The sequence below is a fragment of the Wolbachia endosymbiont of Mansonella ozzardi genome, assembly GCF_020278625.1.
In the GTDB taxonomy this organism is placed as follows: domain Bacteria; phylum Pseudomonadota; class Alphaproteobacteria; order Rickettsiales; family Anaplasmataceae; genus Wolbachia.
Genome location: NZ_JADAKK010000014.1, coordinates 8,205 through 21,126, shown reverse-complemented (window position 1 = coordinate 21,126; position 12,922 = coordinate 8,205). Strand labels below are relative to the sequence as shown.

Below are 12,922 nucleotides of genomic sequence, written 5' to 3'. Positions count from 1 at the left end.
AAATGCCAATTTAAAAGATAGATAGTGAATAACTAGCTAACGGAGTTTCTTTTGCTTCTTTCTGCTTAGTTTAGGTTATGTAAGAAATCTAATGCTCGTACAGTCACAATAGGTCTGGAAATTTTTATAGAACTAAAACTAAAGAAAACTTGCATGTAAGCTTATCAAAGTGTAAAATTAAAATTGTTTTAAAATGAATAGGTAAATTATGAATCTTATTACAAAATCCGCTATTGATTTTACTGCTCCGGCTGTGCTCTCCGACGGAAAAATAGTTGACAGCTTCTGTCTAAGCAAATACGTAAAAGATAAGTATGTGGTCCTTTTTTTCTATCCACTTGACTTTACCTTTGTATGCCCAACTGAGCTAATATCATTTAGTAACAAAATAGAAGATTTTTCAAAACGCGATGTTGAAGTCATAGGAGTAAGTGTAGATTCAAAGTTCTCACATCATAGGTGGCGAGAGACCCCAGTTAATGATGGTGGTATTGGAGAGATTAGCTACACTTTAGTGTCTGATATCAAAAAGTCTATATCAAGAGACTATGGAGTATTATATGATGACTCAATTGCTCTAAGAGCAACTTTCATTATTGATGATCAGTTTGTTGTACGTCATCAATCAATAAATGATTTACCTTTAGGACGTAATATTGATGAGTTCATTAGAATCGTTGATGCAATTAAACATAACAAAGAGCATGGCGAAGTATGTCCAGCAGGATGGAAGAAAGGCAAACCAGCAATGCAAGCAAGTGATGAAGGAGTAGCCGACTATCTAAACTCATACAGTGAACAATTATAGATGGGGCAACTTAGTACAAAAGTTCTTATTATTGGGTCTGGAGCAGCGGGTTATGCTGCTGCTATATATGCAGCACGTGCAAACTTAGAGCCAATTGTAGTAACCGGAATGCAACCTGGTGGTCAGCTTATGATCACTACGGATGTTGAAAATTATCCCGGATTTATTTCAATACAAGGTCCAGAATTAATGGAGCAAAAGAGGTTGCACGCAGAGAAGGTTGGAGCAAGAGTAATAGACGATGAAATAAAGAGCGTTGAGCAGCTCGGGGATTCTAATGAATATAGATTTAGGTCTTTTGGTGATATTAATGACTACTACTCAGATGCAATGATCATTGCATCTGGTGCGCAAGCGAGATGGCTTGGCCTGGAGAGTGAAAAGAAATTTCAAGGCTACGGGGTCTCAGCGTGTGCAACTTGCGATGGTGCATTTTTTAGAAATAAAGTTGTAGCTGTTGTTGGTGGTGGAAATACCACCGTTGAAGAAGCAATATTCTTAGCCCGCTTTGCTAAAGAAGTTGTATTAATACACAGACGTGATAAATTAAGAGCAGAAAAAGTAATGCAAGACAGGCTCTTTAGAAATGATAAAATAAAAGTAGTATGGAACCATACCGTGGAGCAAATTCTTGGAAAAGAAAATCCAAAGAAAGTTACTGGCATTGCAATAAAATCAACGGAAACTAAAAAAGTTCAAGAACTAGAAGTGGATGGAGTATTCATTGCAATTGGACATGCACCAAATACGGGTGTTTTTAAGAGCTTTGTTGAAATTGATGAGCAGGGTTATATAATTACGAATCCTGGAACGACTTTAACTAGTAGGGCAGGGGTGTTTGCTGCAGGTGATGCTCAGGATAAAATATATCGCCAAGCGGTAGTTGCTGCGGGAACTGGATGCATGGCTGCGCTCGACGCAGAGAAGTTTTTAGAGTGCACAAGTGAGTAAAGAGTTAAAAAAATAGGGAATACATAAATAACCCTTTTCAAGAGGAAAGAAAGGTTCATTGTTATTTTCTTTTTTTGTTGTATAGTTATGTTAGTGGGTTATTAGGTAGGTTTAATATGTCTTTGTAAAGGAGTGGAGTAGGTACTGCTGAGTCAGAAAGGACCCAAAAGTCACTTGACACACCAACAAAAAAGTTATTTGATGCCATTGATAATGGAAACCTAGAAGATTTTAAGCAAGCTCTGGGAGAAGATGTAAATGTTAATGCGTTTTGCGCAGGGTATATACTATTAATGACTATAGTTACTAATTTGCCTGCATGTCCTAGAATGAAGACGGGAAAGAAATATCATAGCATGGTCAAGCTACTTCTACTGGACCAGAACATAAATGTTAATACTCGTGAATAAATCAATGACAACACAGTTTTACATTTAGCAATGTGCTTTCAAACAAAAGAAAACGTTACAACTTTTGTTTAGTTACCCAAACATAATCACTAATATAACCAATAAGAAACACCAAAGTCCTAGTGAGTGTGCTAGGCAAAATTTTGCTAAACATTTGATAATAGAAATACAAAAAGCACAAAAAGGGGAACAATTATTAAATGCCCTAATAGCGAAACACCTACCAAGCGAAAATACTATTGAATCAAGAGCTCAACCCTAACTGCTGGAGAAGAAACCAAAATGGAGAAAGAGAAACACCACTTAGCCTAATCATCGAATCATGTTTACAAACGATAACAAAAGATAAAAACGAAGTACCGACTAAACTTTTAAAACATAAGGAGCTGGATTTTAGTCGAATAAAGCCAATACAAAATAAAGAGCTGAAGCTATTGGTTGAGCTAGCCATTAAGGAGCGATTAACTGATACTGTTAATGAAAGGATTTAGGTGATGCAAAAAATTAGTAGAAGATAATCGCTTCATTAGGTATGCAATTGTTGCTGCTGCGTTGAGAGGTGTTGGTGATCCAATTGAATCTATTACGAATTATTTAAATAAAAAATTTCCTGTAAGTATGGAACGCCCTTTAGCAGGGATGAATGATATACCAGGAGATGAGTGTTTTAAACAAAAAAAGCAGAGAGAGGTTGATCAACAAGCAAGAACTGGTACCCCTATTAATCAAGAAATGACTGATAATGGAGATCAACCTTTACTAAAGAATGAACGGTTCCGTACTAAAGGTCTGGATAATAGAAATCAAAAATCCTCGAAGGCAAGCGCTCCAGGTAGAAATTACACCTCTACTTTCTTCATGTTATCTGGAGCATTTGTTGTTGGTGCGTGTTTAACGATAGTGAATTATCCAGAGATAAGTGCTTGTCCTGCTGCAGTTACACTGGGTCCTTTTTAGTATGGTATTTTTTATACAAAGGAGATGAAAAAGACATAGGACCTTGTAGTGCTACCGATAATCCTCAAGTTACAAGGATTTTTATTCCTTTTCCAAATTCTGCTGAAAATCTTTATACATACTAAAAATATCTTGATAATTTAGATGAGTGTAAACTTGAGTAGTTTCCAGGCTTGAATGGCCAAGTAGTTGTTGTATTGACCTTATGTCAACATTTTCTTGAAGCAAATGAGTGGCGAAACTGTGACGTAATGCGTGTGGAGATAAAATTTCTGGCAAGTTCAACATTCTTCTTATTTTCTGCAAACGATTAGCAACATAAGTTCTTCCCAAATTTTTCCCTCTTACCCCCACAAAGAGATATTGTGATTCACCGCCAATGCCAAGGTAAGGACAAGCTTTTATATATTCTTGTAAGCACTTTTTTACTACCGGAAGAATAAATACCTGCCTTTGTTTGTTTTCCTTACCTGTAATTATTAGGTTTTCGCCACTTACATCACCAATTCTAAGACTCAGCGCTTCACTAATTCTTAAGCCTGTGCCATATAACAGAACAATAATTGCAACTTCTCTTTTTATTACCCAGGGTTCACCCCAGTCAGATAATTTCACTTTTTTCAGTAGAGTTTTTACATCAGGTATTGATAATGCTTTAGGCAAAATTTTTCTCTGAATTGGGTTTGACAAGGAAAATACAGCCTCATTGTTTATTTCATAATTGTTTTTTATGTACTTGAAAAAGTTTCTGACTGCTGACAGTGCGCGAGTGTTAGACCTTGCATTTATACCTCTTGTATAACGGAAACTAAGCCAGCTTCTTAGCTCAGGTATGCTTAATTTTTCTAAGGAACCAATATTTACTTCTCCACCAATGTGAGCGCTGAGGAAATTTATGAGATCTCGCAAGTCTCTCATATATGATTCTAAAGTGTTAGGTGAGTAAGATCTATTGTATCTCAGCCATTCATACCAATTTCCAATAATTGAACCAAGGTTACTTTTTAAAGAAGGCATCGATACACGCATCTCGGAAAGCTTCGTTTATATCAGGGTGAGAGTGACAAATTCTATATATATCCTCTGCTGCAGCACCATATGCCATTGCAACTGCTGCTTCATTAATTAGCGTATCAGCATATGCTCCTATGATATGTACACCTAGTATTGTATCTGTGGTGCTGCAAGTTAGCACTTTCACGAATCCCTCGGCATCACCAGTGATTTTTGCTCTGCCATTTGCAGCAAATTGGCATTTACCAACTTTATATTTACAACCGGCACTTTTCAGTTCCTCTTCGGTTTTACCGATTGAAGAAACCGCAGGGTGAATATAAATGACGGATGGTATGATCCCATAGTCAACGTGAGGTGACTGCCCTGCTATTGTCCCTGCAACTGCCACCCCTTCTTCTTCTGCTTTATGAGCAAGCATTGCTCCACCAATTACATCACCAATGGCAAATATTCCCCTCATATTAGTTTCATACCTGTTGTCAACTTGAATGAACCCACGATTATCTTTCTCTATCTTCTCATCGATACCAAGACCCTCGGTGCATGGTTTTCGACCCACTGCAATGAGCACCTTATCTGCCTCTATAGTGTTTCTTCGGTTATCTTGGGTAGAGCAAACTTTTACACTGAGAGAATTACTATTTTGTTTTATCTCCTCAACTTTAGTGCTGAGTAAGAATTTTATTCCTTGTTTTTGCAAACTAGAAAGAAGAGACTTACTTAATTCTCCATCCATTGCTGCAGCAATTTTATCAAGAAACTCTACTACAGTGACCTCAGACCCTAGCCTTTTCCATACAGAAGACATTTCAAGCCCTATTGCCCCAGCTCCGATCACGACAAGTTTTTTTGGTATTTCAATTAGAGACAACCCACCGGTAGATGAAATGATATTTTCCTCGTCAATATTAATTCCTGGTAGAGAAATAACATTAGAACCGGTTGCAATTACTATATTTTTTGTCTTCAACGTCTTGCCTTCAACTAAAACTTCAAGATTGCCTTGATCAAAAGCGGTAATTTTCCCAAGTCCGTTGATTTTAGTGATCTTGTGAAAGCTGAACAGATATTCTATACCTTTCCCAAGTTCCTGAACTCTAGCATCCTTGTATTCCAACATTTCTTTTAAATCAAAACTAGCATCCTTAACTTTTATGCCAAGTTTTGACAGATCATTTTTCGTGTGAAAATACTGATAGGAGGAGTGAAGTAAAGCTTTAGAGGGTATACATCCAACTCGCAAACACGTACCACCAAAAATGCTGTTTTTATCTATACAGGCAACTTTTAATCCAAGCCTTGCAGCAGCAATGGCACACTTATAGCCGCCTGGACCGCCACCTACAACAATCAGATCGTAATCAGTCATAAAAAACAAACCTATTTTCTAAAGAATAAACACCGTTTCCCTCAGTTGTCACATATATCTTATTCATGGGTAAACACTGGAGTGTAAAACACATTGCCAGGTATTTCAATTGCCTTTCCTGTGTTTTCAGATTCAGGAAAAGCAAATACCAACCCTTTATTACTGTTACCCATAAAGCATGAGCATACATAGTTGGAGCAAATAATTGCGTATTTTCTATTAAATCGGACGTCCAGACTGTTTCTCCGTTTCGTATATCGACACCGATTATTTTATTATCTTTAGTAACTACAAAAATCCTGCCACAGGTTCTTTGTTCCTTTGCAGGAACGAGAGGACTATAATATGATACAATGTCTGATACACTTTTTACTTGTAATGGCTTTGACCACAAAATGTTTTCTGATTTTATGTCAATACCATAAATATAAGAATTGTTTGTAGCTACTAAAGTATCGTCAAGCACTATTGGTATAGTGGTCACGTCTGTGAGCTGTGTGTTCAAAAAGTTTGTAGCCAATTTTTGGTTCCACAATTTTTTACCATCTTCGTTAAAAGCTATCAACTCACCATTTGAAAACGGTGCTATTATTTTATCATTGGAAATTACAGGTGATATGGAATATAAACCACGAACCACATTGATACCATCTTGATAAGTCCAAATGGAGCTGCCATCTTTTATATCAAACGCATACAGGCAGTTATCGATGGTTAATACTATCAGTTTATTATTTGTTACCATTGCTTTTCCTCTTACCGGAGCTCTCAGTCCTTTTTCCCACTGAGCCTCGCCAATTTTTGCATCTATTGTATTCAGAACGTTATTTACTATAAAGAAAACAATTCCTCTATGGCGCAATAGGCTCATGTTACCAATTTTCTTTCCACGTAGAAGATGCAATTTCCAACTCAGAGCCCTTGAGCTATTAGCATCAAAGAAATACAAAGTGCCGTGCTTATCTGTCAAAATGATACTATTTCCTGTAAGCACTGGAGCTACATAACCTTGCGATAACTTTTTATCGACCAAGGTTATTCGTTCGCTTGCCATTATGTAACTCCTACGCAATAACATTATCATAACAATTACTACTTTTATTACTTATTGAAAACAAGACTTATCAATATACATACTAGAGTTGTTAACCACAATGAAAATGTTCTAAGTTGAACCAAAAGTTAAATATCAACGTCATGCACATTTAGTGCATTGGTATTGATAAAATCACGGCGTGATTCGACTATATCGCCCATTAACACTGAGAATATAGAATCAGCTTCCTCACAATCTTTTATTTCAACTTTGAGCAAAGTTCTAGTTTCAGGATTGAGTGTGGTCTCCCAAAGTTGATCGGCATTCATTTCACCAAGACCCTTAAATCTCTGCAGAGTTAACCCTTTTTTACCATAGTCCATCACTATTTTCGCAAGTGTGCTTGGAGATTTGATTTTTATTTCAGTTTCTTGTGACTTTAAAAATGAATCACCATTAAATAAGTCAATTATGTCATCAAGAGAACTCAATATATTTTGTATTTCTTTGCTTTCAAGCATGATAAGCGGAAATATATATTTATTTGCTAGTCCTTGAAATAACTTAGAGATATGCACTTCTCTTTCTTCATCTTTTATTTCTACTTCCCAATTGTATTCGTTGTACATTAACTCTAAATATTTCAATATCTCATCAGCAGACGATAGGGTACTCTTTTTGCTTAGAATTAGTAGTGACTCCAATAGATTTTGTGGTATTTCCCTGTCATAATTTTTGCTAATGTTTGAAATACTAAGACATTTGTCCAAAGCAAAGCGTAAATCTTTATCTGTACCGCTTAATGTTAATCTTTTAACCGCCAAGTTTACTATATACTCTTCAAAAGTTTCATCATCTTTAATATAGGTATCTTTAGCATTTTTTGTAACTTTGTAAAGAGGTGGCTGTGCTATATATAAATACCCTCTTTCAATTACCTCACGCATATAACGAAAAAAGAAAGTTAGAATTAAAGTTCTTATATGTGAACCATCAACGTCTGCATCTGTCATAATGATAATTTTATGATACCTAGTTTTATCAATGTCAAAATGCTCACTTCCTATTCCAGCTCCAATTGCAGTAATTAAAGAACCAATTTCTGCGGATGAAAAAATACGGTCTAAACTTACACGTTCTACGTTTAGAATTTTCCCCCTTAAAGCAAGTACCGCTTGTGTTTTACGATTACGCCCCTGCTTCGCAGTACCACCTGCAGAATTACCCTCTACTATAAATAATTCTGATAACTCAGGAACTTTTTCCTGACAATCAGCAAGCTTTCCAGGTAGAGTGGAAATATCAATGGTGTTTTTGTTTTTAACTAACTCTCGCGCTTTTCTTGCAGCTTCTCTTCCTTTAGCTGATCTGATGACTTTTTCTACTATGTTTGCTGCTAATTTTGGATCAGTTTCAAGTATTGTACTCAATTTATCAGAAACTATGTTTTCTACAACTGTGCGCGCTTCAGAACTGACCAACTTATCTTTTGTTTGTGAAGAAAACTTAGGATCAGGCATCTTAAGAGATAAAACACAGGTTAACCCTTCTCTGACATCTTCCCCAGCCAAATTCACTTTTGCCCTTTTCAAAAACCCTTCTCTAGTTGCATAATTGTTAATACATCTAGTTAAGGCAGACCTAAATCCTGCTAAGTGTGTACCACCATCTCGTTGTCTTATATTATTTGTAAAGCACAGCATATTTTCGTAGTAAGAGTCATTCCACTCCATTGATACTTCTACGCTAATGCCGAGATCCTTTGTATCGCCTCTCATGCTAGCAATTTTGGTAACACGCGTTTTATTTTTATCTAAATATCGCACAAAATTTGCTGTGCCAAAATTATCTTGAGATTGTTCACTATCATTAAAATGAGACTCTACATGTGGTTTGTTACGAAGGTCACGTAAAGTGATCTCTATATTTGAGTTTAAAAATGCCAATTCTCTAATACGACTCTCAAGGGTAGAGTAACTAAAATCAATACTACTAAAAGTCTCCATTGATGGCATGAATGTTACTCTAGTCCCCCTTTTGCTTGTATTTTCGTTTACTACCCTTAAAGGCTCAATAGACTCACCATCTTCAAAACGCATAAAGTGTTCTTTCTTGTTGCGCCAAATAGTTAACTCCAGCCAGCTTGATAATGCATTTACAACTGAGATTCCAACACCATGTAATCCACCGGAAACTTTATAGGTATTGCTATCAAATTTTCCACCTGCATGCAGGTGGGTCATTATTACCTCCGCTGCTGATATTCCTTCTTCTTCGTGGATATCAGTTGGAATGCCACGACCATTGTCGGTTACGGATACTGAACCATCTTCATTTATGCTAACTTCAATTTTATCACAATGCCCAGCTAAAGACTCATCTATCGCATTGTCGACAACTTCATATATCATATGGTGCAAACCAGACCCATCATCAGTATCACCAATGTACATACCTGGACGCTTCCTTACAGCATCAAGACCTCTTAAGATTTTTATTGCATCAGCGTTGTAATTACTTTCCATGGAATTGCTTTATTTATGAATACTAATTAATATTACATTTGTACATGTCGATTAGCAACATTTTTAAATAAGTCTACAGAATTAAGAGGCTTTTGCTATTGTTGTTTTGGACTATCAGTTACTGAGTTTACTTGAAGTTGTGGTAATTTGTTTTTTACCTGCTTTACATTCTCGAATCCTTCTTGTATAAATCCATCTAAATTCAGTTCTTCATCCTGAACTTCTTGACTAACTGCTTTTCTTACTTCTTCTATAAAATTACTTACTAATTGATTATCTTGCTGTCCACAGCAACTAATTTTACTAGCTTTCTTTTCATCCAGCTTGATAACCACTGATGGATGCAAAGCAGCTAAATATTCAAATAGTTTATTGTATGTTCCACCAGCACAACTTTGACCTTGTTTGCCATAAGTTGTTGCTGCATCTGTAAGACCTCTTACAAACATATCCTTTCTATTTTTTATATCTCCATCGCTTAAAGGAACTGTTGGGTCTTCTGTTCTTGTGTTTTTATCGTTGCAACTTTCTAACACAAAATAGCTGCTTGCTTTAGTGTTAACTGACTATAATTATCTTTGAAACTATTTCCTGTTCTATTGATAAACTTCAAACACTCAAGTGCTTTAGATTTTTCATCTGCCTTAAATTCATTTGACTGTTCGATATACTCTTCAATATCAGTTATATTTTCCCTATTTAGCTGTGCATGGAACTCTTCCCTGCTTAGGTCCTCTTTATATTCCTCTATAAGTTTATCAATACTCAAATTTATACTAGAAACTGCGCTTGGATCGTGAGTGGTTTTCGCAACAAAAGGAAGGACATCAACTAAACCATGTATGAGAAGTAGTCTTTCTTCTTCCTAAGCTTCTTGCATTCAGTTAAAAAGCTGCTGCACTTCTCCAATAAGTGTCTGGTCTAGTAGCCACAGGAATAACATAGGCAATGCTAAAAGTATACAGGAGGCAATAATGCATACAGCCAAAACAGCTTTTGGTATTACCGTGATGATATTTTTTGGCCAAGCCGATAATCTCATTTCATTTTCTCCTGGTTTCAAAAAACAATCTACTAATCATGAATACAGAAGGAACTGTATAAGAAAGAGCAAATGGGACAATCATACTTACCAATAAAATTATGGTAATAGATCGCCTAATTTTACCAGTATTGTGGTAAGCATTTTGTGCTCTTTCTACCATAGCACGTGCTCTATACTTGCTGTTGGTTATTTATTCTCACCTAACATATTACATACCTATTCTGATATTAGCAGAATATGCTATAAAAGTAATGTAAATAAGAAATTTATAGGCTATAGCTTAATCATAAAGACAGAAGCAAGGTGGAGCATTTGAGGAGGGAAGCAAGTTTTGACGCTAAATCAGAAAATAGGTTATGTAATACCAATTACACTACACAAGGAATGAGCAGACAACAGTAGAGAAAAGCTACCCAATAGAATAGAAACGAAAAAAACTACTTGACAAGCTCTATTAACCCCCTTATCACGACACTGAAGTTATTTGTTTAACTTCCCAATCTGTGTAGGTTAAAGTGATAAGAAAGCTTGTACTTGGCGTACTATTGTTTAATTTTTCGCACTATGTGTATTGTATATCTTTATAAAATTTCGGGTTTTTACCTATAAAAGCTAAAACGCGCTTATAAGTCGTTTCAGACATCACCCAACGCCGGATTTAAAAATAGAGAGAGGAATAACTAGCTACTTCGGGGTTTTATTGTCTTTTTTTTCTACTTGGTAAATTTCTTAAGTATTTTTTTTACTAAAGTAGCATCTTAGGTCCCAGTGTCAGCTATTTGGATGGCAAGAGAAGGGGGATATTTAGATGATACCATTGTTGACTGGCAAAACGGTATCTTTAATCTATCCTGTTACCATTGAGATTTTGTATAAGAGATCTATTTTTTTATAGCAAATATATTGCTTTTCAGAAAAATATTAATAGCATTGAATAAGACTCTAATATTAGTTTAGACTACCTCAGTTCTTCTGTCAGGTTAAGTTTTGTCTAGCACAATAAATACGATGTTTAATTTTCCAAACACACGGTTAAGGCGTAGACGCTCAAGTAAATGGGTTCGCAATTTAACAAGTGAAAGTATTTTATCAGTAAACGACTTGATTTTTCCCCTGTTTGTTCATGGTAGAGAAGAAACAACCGAACCAATTCCTGGCTTACCTAACATAAAATGTTACTCGATAGATGAATTGGTTTCCATGGCTCAGGAAGTTGAGGATTTAGGAATTAATGCTATTGCAATTTTCCCTGTAGTTGACAGCAAATTAAAATCTGAAAATGCTGAGGAAGCATACAGTCTGGACAATTTAATCTGCAAAGCAATTCGTGCTGTAAAATTAAAAGTGCCGGGCATTGGCATTATCGCAGACGTTGCACTTGATCCATACACCACTCATGGTCATGATGGCATTTTAAAAAAAAATCGGATAGACGTAGAAAACGATGAAACTGTGCCAGTGTTGTTAAAGCAAGCACTTGCTTTAGCAAAAGCTGGATGTGATATAGTTGCTCCTTCTGATATGATGGATGGTAGAATAGGTAAAATAAGAAAAGCATTGGATGATAATGGCTTTCAAGATGTATCAATACTATCTTATGCAGTGAAATATTGCTCCAGCTTCCATGCACCATTTAGACAAGTTATCGGTTCATGCGTACCATCTAGTTCTATTGATAAAAGTGGCTATCAAATGGATTACAGAAATGCAAGAGAGGCAATTTGTGAAGTCGAAATGGATATAAATGAAGGTGCAGATTTTATTATGATAAAACCAGGTATGCCATACTTGGATGTAATAAAAACAGCAAGCGATAAGTTCAATTTTCCAATTTTTGCTTACCAAGTAAGTGGTGAGTACGCAATGATAAAAGCTGCAACAAACAATGGCTGGCTGGATTACGACAAAGTAATTTATGAGTCTTTAATTGGCTTTAAACGCGCAGGTGCGAGTGCAATATTCACCTACGCTGCACTTGATGTTGCAAAAAATTTGAGGCAAGAAGCGTAACACGCACTGTAGAAAGTTTACTTTTTGTCATTCAAGTGTTCAAGAACAGCTTTTGCTAATTCTTTACTAATTCTAGCTACACTCTGAACTTCGTCCAGGGAAGCTTTGCTTATGTTTTCCACTGAACCAAAATGAAACATTAACGCATTTTTTCTTTTGCTACCAATGCCAGTTATTTTACTTAACGTTGAAACGAAAGGCTGTTTATCGCGCTTTTTTCTATGTGAAGCGACTGCAAAACGATGAGCCTCATTACGCAGCGATTGTAAATAAAGCATGACTTTGTTGTCATTTGCTAGAGTAAATCCTTCTCTGCCCGGCATATAAAATCTTTCATTCCCTGCGTTGCGATAGGAGCCCTTTGCCATGCAAGCAAAAGGAATATTTATATTCAATATTTCTAATACATTTTTTACTATGGAGACATGCCCAGGCCCACCATCAATCAATAAAAAATCGGGAATTATGTCTTTTATCTTACCGGAGAAACGTCTGGTCAGCACCTCTCTCATCATTTTATAGTCATCACCTGAAATTTCTTCTTTTATAGTAAATTTTCTGTATTCACTTTTTAAAAAACCTTCCTGCCCTGCAACAATCATCACACCAACTTGTTGATTTCTAGATGTATGGCTATTATCATAAACCTCAATACGCTTTGGAACATTTTGTAACAAGAAAACTTTACTAAGCCCTTCAAGTTTTTCCAGACTTTTTTTATAATCAGTAAGCTTCTGCTCCAAGCTATGCTGAGAATTATCATAAATGAATTTCAACAAACTATGTTCTTTTTT

Annotated in this window: 12 protein-coding genes and 1 pseudogene; 6 read left to right on the top strand and 7 right to left on the bottom strand. The window is 36.0% G+C overall.

Annotated features, from left to right (window positions below; all coding sequences use genetic code 11):
• Positions 1-208 precede the first annotated feature (208 nt).
• The 4 genes from IHO40_RS02190 (at position 209) to IHO40_RS02175 (ending at position 3,126) form a co-directional block, all read left to right on the top strand.
• Positions 209-808 carry a peroxiredoxin gene (locus IHO40_RS02190; RefSeq protein WP_225536548.1) on the top strand — a complete coding sequence of 200 codons (600 nt, stop codon included), beginning with the start codon at positions 209-211 and terminating at the stop codon, positions 806-808.
• Positions 809-1,759, top strand: coding sequence for a thioredoxin-disulfide reductase (gene trxB / locus IHO40_RS02185; protein ID WP_225536547.1), 951 nt, complete (start codon positions 809-811; stop codon positions 1,757-1,759). It begins immediately after the preceding gene.
• 649 nt (positions 1,760-2,408) lie between these two features.
• Positions 2,409-2,660, top strand: coding sequence for a hypothetical protein (locus IHO40_RS02180; RefSeq protein ID WP_225536546.1), 252 nt, complete (start codon positions 2,409-2,411; stop codon positions 2,658-2,660).
• A gap of 61 nt (positions 2,661-2,721) precedes the next feature.
• Positions 2,722-3,126: a hypothetical protein gene (locus IHO40_RS02175; RefSeq protein WP_225536545.1), complete on the top strand. Its 405-nt coding sequence runs from the start codon at positions 2,722-2,724 to the stop codon at positions 3,124-3,126.
• A gap of 81 nt (positions 3,127-3,207) precedes the next feature.
• Here the strand turns inward: IHO40_RS02175 and IHO40_RS02170 are convergent, their stop codons facing one another.
• From IHO40_RS02170 to IHO40_RS02145, 6 genes and pseudogenes are all read right to left on the bottom strand, one after another.
• Complete coding sequence (locus IHO40_RS02170) at positions 3,208-4,143, bottom strand: tyrosine-type recombinase/integrase (protein ID WP_225536544.1); 936 nt, start codon at positions 4,141-4,143, stop codon at positions 3,208-3,210.
• Positions 4,124-5,512 (bottom strand): dihydrolipoyl dehydrogenase, encoded by a 1,389-nt coding sequence (gene lpdA / locus IHO40_RS02165; RefSeq protein ID WP_225536543.1) that lies wholly within the window; start codon positions 5,510-5,512, stop codon positions 4,124-4,126. Before lpdA ends, IHO40_RS02170 begins: the two co-directional genes overlap by 20 nt.
• A pseudogene (locus IHO40_RS02160) lies at positions 5,505-6,566 on the bottom strand (outer membrane protein assembly factor BamB family protein). Before IHO40_RS02160 ends, lpdA begins: the two are co-directional and overlap by 8 nt.
• A 128-nt stretch (positions 6,567-6,694) precedes the next feature.
• Positions 6,695-9,073 carry a DNA topoisomerase (ATP-hydrolyzing) subunit B gene (gene gyrB, locus IHO40_RS02155; protein ID WP_225536542.1) on the bottom strand — a complete coding sequence of 793 codons (2,379 nt, stop codon included), beginning with the start codon at positions 9,071-9,073 and terminating at the stop codon, positions 6,695-6,697.
• A gap of 95 nt (positions 9,074-9,168) precedes the next feature.
• Positions 9,169-9,609: a hypothetical protein gene (locus IHO40_RS02150; protein ID WP_225536541.1), complete on the bottom strand. Its 441-nt coding sequence runs from the start codon at positions 9,607-9,609 to the stop codon at positions 9,169-9,171.
• Positions 9,603-9,842: a hypothetical protein gene (locus IHO40_RS02145; RefSeq protein ID WP_225536540.1), complete on the bottom strand. Its 240-nt coding sequence runs from the start codon at positions 9,840-9,842 to the stop codon at positions 9,603-9,605. The genes IHO40_RS02150 and IHO40_RS02145 overlap by 7 nt, the downstream gene beginning before the upstream one ends.
• A 205-nt stretch (positions 9,843-10,047) precedes the next feature.
• On the opposite strand from IHO40_RS02145, the gene IHO40_RS02140 reads away from it, so the two are divergent.
• Both IHO40_RS02140 and hemB read left to right on the top strand, forming a co-directional pair.
• Entirely contained in the window at positions 10,048-10,212 is a 165-nt protein-coding gene (locus IHO40_RS02140; protein ID WP_225536539.1) for a hypothetical protein, read from the top strand.
• 914 nt (positions 10,213-11,126) lie between these two features.
• Complete coding sequence (gene hemB / locus IHO40_RS02135) at positions 11,127-12,128, top strand: porphobilinogen synthase (RefSeq protein ID WP_225536549.1); 1,002 nt, start codon at positions 11,127-11,129, stop codon at positions 12,126-12,128.
• 17 nt (positions 12,129-12,145) lie between these two features.
• Here the strand turns inward: hemB and IHO40_RS02130 are convergent.
• Positions 12,146-12,922, bottom strand: a 777-nt coding sequence (locus tag IHO40_RS02130) for a helix-hairpin-helix domain-containing protein (protein ID WP_255585949.1), incomplete at its 5' end; no start/stop codon positions are given.

Bases quoted from the DNA above. Each gene is read 5' to 3' on its own strand.
- IHO40_RS02170 (WP_225536544.1), bottom strand. From the start codon at position 4,143: ATGCCTTCTTTAAAAAGTAACCTTGGTTCAATTATTGGAAATTGGTAT.
- trxB (WP_225536547.1), top strand. From the start codon at position 809: ATGGGGCAACTTAGTACAAAAGTTCTTATTATTGGGTCTGGAGCAGCG.
- lpdA (WP_225536543.1), bottom strand. From the start codon at position 5,512: ATGACTGATTACGATCTGATTGTTGTAGGTGGCGGTCCAGGCGGCTAT.
- IHO40_RS02190 (WP_225536548.1), top strand. From the start codon at position 209: ATGAATCTTATTACAAAATCCGCTATTGATTTTACTGCTCCGGCTGTG.
- IHO40_RS02140 (WP_225536539.1), top strand. From the start codon at position 10,048: ATGCATACAGCCAAAACAGCTTTTGGTATTACCGTGATGATATTTTTT.
- hemB (WP_225536549.1), top strand. From the start codon at position 11,127: ATGTTTAATTTTCCAAACACACGGTTAAGGCGTAGACGCTCAAGTAAA.
- gyrB (WP_225536542.1), bottom strand. From the start codon at position 9,073: ATGGAAAGTAATTACAACGCTGATGCAATAAAAATCTTAAGAGGTCTT.